The following is a 3944-nucleotide window of genomic DNA, read 5'->3' as shown; positions in this document are numbered from 1 at the left end:
GTCATTCACCCTGCGGTGCCCGATGACATGCGGCATGCAGGCTGACCGCAGAGACTTCACCGGGGAGGCATTGATGGCCGAGATCCGCCCAGACATCCACCTTGTGATTGCCAGCGAACAGCTCGCGGTCCGGCAGGCTCTGGCGCAATTGCTCGCCGATCCCGGCATGCGTGACCTGCGCTGCGATCTGCGGGGTCGCATCGAGATCGTCCTGGCAGAGGTTCTGAACAATATTGTCGAACATGCCTATGCCGAGCGGCAGGGCGAAATCACGATCGAGGTCTCGAAAGGGCCGGCCGGGATCGGGTGCCGCATCCTCGACACCGGCGCCGCGATGCCGGGCCTCGCCTTGCCGGAGGGCACGCTGGCCCCTCACGATCCCGACGATTTGCCAGAGGGGGGATTCGGCTGGTTCCTGATCCGCAGCCTGACCGAGGATCTGCGCTACAGGCGGCAAAGCGGGATGAACGAACTGAGCTTCCGCCTGCCGGAAACAATGTGTTCCTGATCCTGCCATTGGGCGCGCTGCGGCCACTATGCCGCAAAAGCACCGCAATTCGCCCGAATTGCCGCCGCATCGACGGGACAATCTGGTCCGGTAGCTGCATAAGGCTTCCCTCGGCGCCGCGAAGAATGCCCCCACCCAGATCGTGGCGCCGAGGCTCTTCCCCCATTCCCGAACCCGTCCTAGTCTCGGTGTAACAGGGGGAAAGATCATGCGCGACTTCCAGCTTCCGGGCCGCTCGGCCGTGTTTGCCAGCAACGGGCTTTGCGCGACTTCCCATCCCCTTGCGGCCAAGATCGCCATCGACATCCTGCAAGCAGGCGGCACGGCGGCTGATGCTGCCGTGGCGGGCGCTGCCCTTTTGGGCATTTGCGAGCCGCAAATGACCGGTATTGGCGGCGATTGCTTCGTGCTGGTCAAACCCGCCGGGTCCGAGCGGGTGATCGGCATGAATGGCTCTGGCCGGGCGCCGGTTGGGCTCGATGCCGCCGCGCTGCGCGCCCGGGGCCTGACCCGGATGCCGATCCATGGCATCGAGACGGTCACCATGCCCGGCGCGATCGACGCGTTTTGCACCCTGCATGCCGCGCATGGGCGCCTGGCGCTGGATCAGGTTCTGGCCCCCGCCATCCACTATGCCGAGGAAGGCGTTCCCGTCGCGCCGCGTGTCGCCGCCGACTGGGCAGAGGATGCCGCCGTGCTGCAAGGCGATGCGCGGCGCGATTACCTGCTGGACGGGGCGGTGCCACAGATCGGCCAGATGTTCCGCGCGCCCGGCCAAGCCGAGGTCTGGCGCCGCATCGCCCGCGAGGGTCGTGCCGGGTTTTACGAGGGCGAGGTGGCCGAGGACATAATCACCTCGCTGCGCGCCCTTGGCGGCCCGCATGATCTGGCTGATCTTGCCGGCGTGAAGGCCGAATGGACCGATCCGATCTCCGCCCCCTATCAAGGCGTCGAGCTGATCGAGCATCCGCCCAACGGACAGGGCGCCACGGCGCTGCTGATGCTGAACATCCTCGAGCATTTTGACCTCAGCGCGCTGCCCCCCCCTCGGCCCGGCCCGCGCCCATCTGGAGGCCGAGGCGGCCAAGCTGGCCTATGACGCCCGCAACCGCTTTATCGCCGAGGGCACAGCGCGGCTGTACCACATGCTGTCACCCGAAACCGCCGCGCAGCTGGCGGCCCTGATCAACCCGAAACGCGCCCTGCCCGACCCGGCTCCGCTGACAGAAAGCATCCACAAGGATACCGTCTACATCACCGTCGTAGACCGCGACCGCATGGCCGTTTCGCTGATTTATTCGATTTTCTGGGGGTTTGGCTCTGGCCTTGCCTCGCAGAAATTCGGCATCCTGTTCCAGAACCGCGGCGCGGGATTTTCGCTGATCCCGGGCCACCCGAATGAGGCGGGTGGCGGCAAACGCCCGATGCACACCATCATCCCCGGCATGCTGGCCGAAGGCGGCCGCACCAGCATGCCCTTTGGCGTCATGGGCGGCGCCTATCAGCCCTGCGGCCATGCGCGCCTGATCACCAATCTGACCGATTGCGGCATGGATCTGCAAAGCGCGATTGACGCCCCGCGCTGCTTCTGCGGCCCCGAAGGCTTCAAGATCGAGCGCGGCTATCCCCTTGAAATCGTGCAAGACTTGATAGATCTCGGCCACCCTGCCCGCCTCAGCGACGAGCCTTTGGGCGGCGCGCAGGCCATCCGCATCCGCGCCGATGGCGTGCTGGAGGGCGCCTCTGACCCGCGCAAGGATGGCTGCGCCCTCGGGTATTGAAAGGGTCAGTTCAGCTGAAACTGCAAGGGGTAGATGCCGTCCTCGAAATCACCGAACAAATCGCCCAGATCCGGGTGATCGACCGGCTCTCCCGTATCGTCGGGCACCAGATTTTGCTCCGACACATAGGCGACGTAATAGCTTTGGTCGTTTTCGGCCAGCAGGTGATAGAAGGGCTGATCGCGGCTGGGGCGACTGTCCTCCGGGATGGCGGCATACCATTCCTCGGTGTTCGAGAACATGGCGTCCACGTCAAACACGACCCCGCGAAAGGGGTGCTTGCGGTGCCGCAGCACCTGCCCGAGATGGTATTTGGCTTGCGTTTTCAGCATTTGATCGTCCCCCAAGCGTTTACTACCGCTTTCCGGCCATGCCGTCCATCAGCGCAGGGGTGATTCGGGGGAAACAGTCTGGTGCGCTGATTCGACAAATTCGGCGAAACCTCGCGCAAATCTGATGCGCCAGCCATTCCCCCGCGCGCCGAATTGCCCTATCCTGCGCAGCAATAACAAGAGACACGCGAGGGGCAAATGAGCAGGTTTCTCCGTGCGTCGATCCTTCTTCTGTTGCTGGCCTCCTGTGGGGGCGGCGGCAAGTTCTCGGCGCCCCGCAATCTGGACGACGCTTGTGCGCTTCTGCGCGAGCGGCCTGAATATTACCGGGCCATGAAGGCGACCGAACGTCGCTGGGGCATTCCGGTGCATGTGCAGATGGCGACGATCCATCAGGAAAGCAAATTCATCGGCAATGCGAAAACCCCGCATCGTTTTGTGCTGGGCATCATTCCGATGGGCCGCCAAAGCACCGCCTATGGCTATAGTCAGGCGCTGGATGGCACCTGGGAGGAGTACCAGCAGGAAACCGGCAATCGCAGCGCCCGCCGCGACCGCATCGAGGATGCCACCGATTTCATGGGCTGGTATATGGATGGCACTGAAAAGGGTCTTGGCGTCTCGAAATACGACGCGCGCAGTCAGTATCTGGCCTATCACGAGGGCCGCACCGGCTTTGCCAATGGCAGCTACAATGCAAAGGCCTGGCTGGTGGATGTCGCCGACCGCGTGGGCAGCCGGTCCGAGACCTATCGCAGCCAGCTGAGCGCCTGCGGGAGATAACCCCGCAGGACCAAGGGCTTACTTGCGGCGGGCGATTTCGGCCTCGATGGTGAAGGTGGAGGGCTTATACTCCTTCCCCTTCACCATATCGCCCAGAATGACCGTGGTTTCATTGCCGGAATCATCGCGGATCACCCATTGCCGCAGCTCGACTGGGCTGTTGGTGAACACCAACTCGATGGAGCCATATTCCGGGTGTTCCGGGTCTTGCGCCCTGACCACCGTCTTGTTGCCATCCTGCTTGTGCCCCACCACCATCTTGGCGCGGCCAAGGTCGATATTGGCGCCCAGGATCAGGTTCAAGGGCGTGCGCTTCAGCGGGTATTGCTCGGGCGGCTGGTTCGATTTGCCATCAAATACCGCCACCTGCCCGGCCGAGGCCAGCACGAGGTTACGATCCGGCGGCGCATATTCAAACCGAACCCGGTTGGGCCGGTGAATGAAGATGCGCCCGGTGCTGATCGAGCCATCGCCATTCACTTGCGTAAACTCCGCCTCGGCGGTTTTCAGCGCGTTCAGATATTTGGAAATCGCGGCAAG

The 3944-nt window shown here is 63.5% G+C and carries 4 protein-coding genes and 1 pseudogene; 3 read left to right on the top strand and 2 right to left on the bottom strand.

Annotated elements, in window-relative coordinates:
* The first annotated feature begins 73 nt into the window (after positions 1-73).
* A complete protein-coding gene (locus JNN06_RS07555) occupies positions 74-508 on the top strand; it encodes an ATP-binding protein (protein WP_291238983.1) in 435 nt (144 codons plus the stop codon).
* 208 nt (positions 509-716) lie between these two features.
* Positions 717-2289: pseudogene (locus JNN06_RS07550) on the top strand (gamma-glutamyltransferase family protein).
* A gap of 5 nt (positions 2290-2294) precedes the next feature.
* Here the strand turns inward: JNN06_RS07550 and hspQ are convergent.
* Positions 2295-2621, bottom strand: coding sequence for a heat shock protein HspQ (gene hspQ / locus JNN06_RS07545; RefSeq protein ID WP_291238982.1), 327 nt, complete (start codon positions 2619-2621; stop codon positions 2295-2297).
* Between the two features lie 198 nt (positions 2622-2819).
* Here hspQ and JNN06_RS07540 point away from each other — a divergent pair, with 198 nt between their 5' ends.
* A complete protein-coding gene (locus JNN06_RS07540; RefSeq protein WP_291238981.1) occupies positions 2820-3404 on the top strand; it encodes a lytic transglycosylase in 585 nt (194 codons plus the stop codon).
* Positions 3405-3422: 18 nt separating this feature from the next.
* Here the strand turns inward: JNN06_RS07540 and JNN06_RS07535 are convergent.
* Positions 3423-3944 (bottom strand): outer membrane lipoprotein carrier protein LolA (locus JNN06_RS07535; protein ID WP_291238980.1); only part of this gene is annotated, 522 nt, incomplete at its 5' end.

It is taken from the genome of Gemmobacter sp. (assembly GCF_016792925.1).
Classification (GTDB): Bacteria; Pseudomonadota; Alphaproteobacteria; order Rhodobacterales; family Rhodobacteraceae; genus Gemmobacter.
Note: the sequence above shows the minus strand (reverse complement) of the source record. Positions and strands in the feature narration are given on the sequence as shown.

What these genes read in the sequence shown, in the direction of transcription:
- JNN06_RS07555 (WP_291238983.1), top strand. Translation starts at nt 74, where the DNA reads ATGGCCGAGATCCGCCCAGACATCCACCTTGTGATTGCCAGCGAACAG.
- hspQ (WP_291238982.1), bottom strand. Translation starts at nt 2,621, where the DNA reads ATGCTGAAAACGCAAGCCAAATACCATCTCGGGCAGGTGCTGCGGCAC.
- JNN06_RS07540 (WP_291238981.1), top strand. Translation starts at nt 2,820, where the DNA reads ATGAGCAGGTTTCTCCGTGCGTCGATCCTTCTTCTGTTGCTGGCCTCC.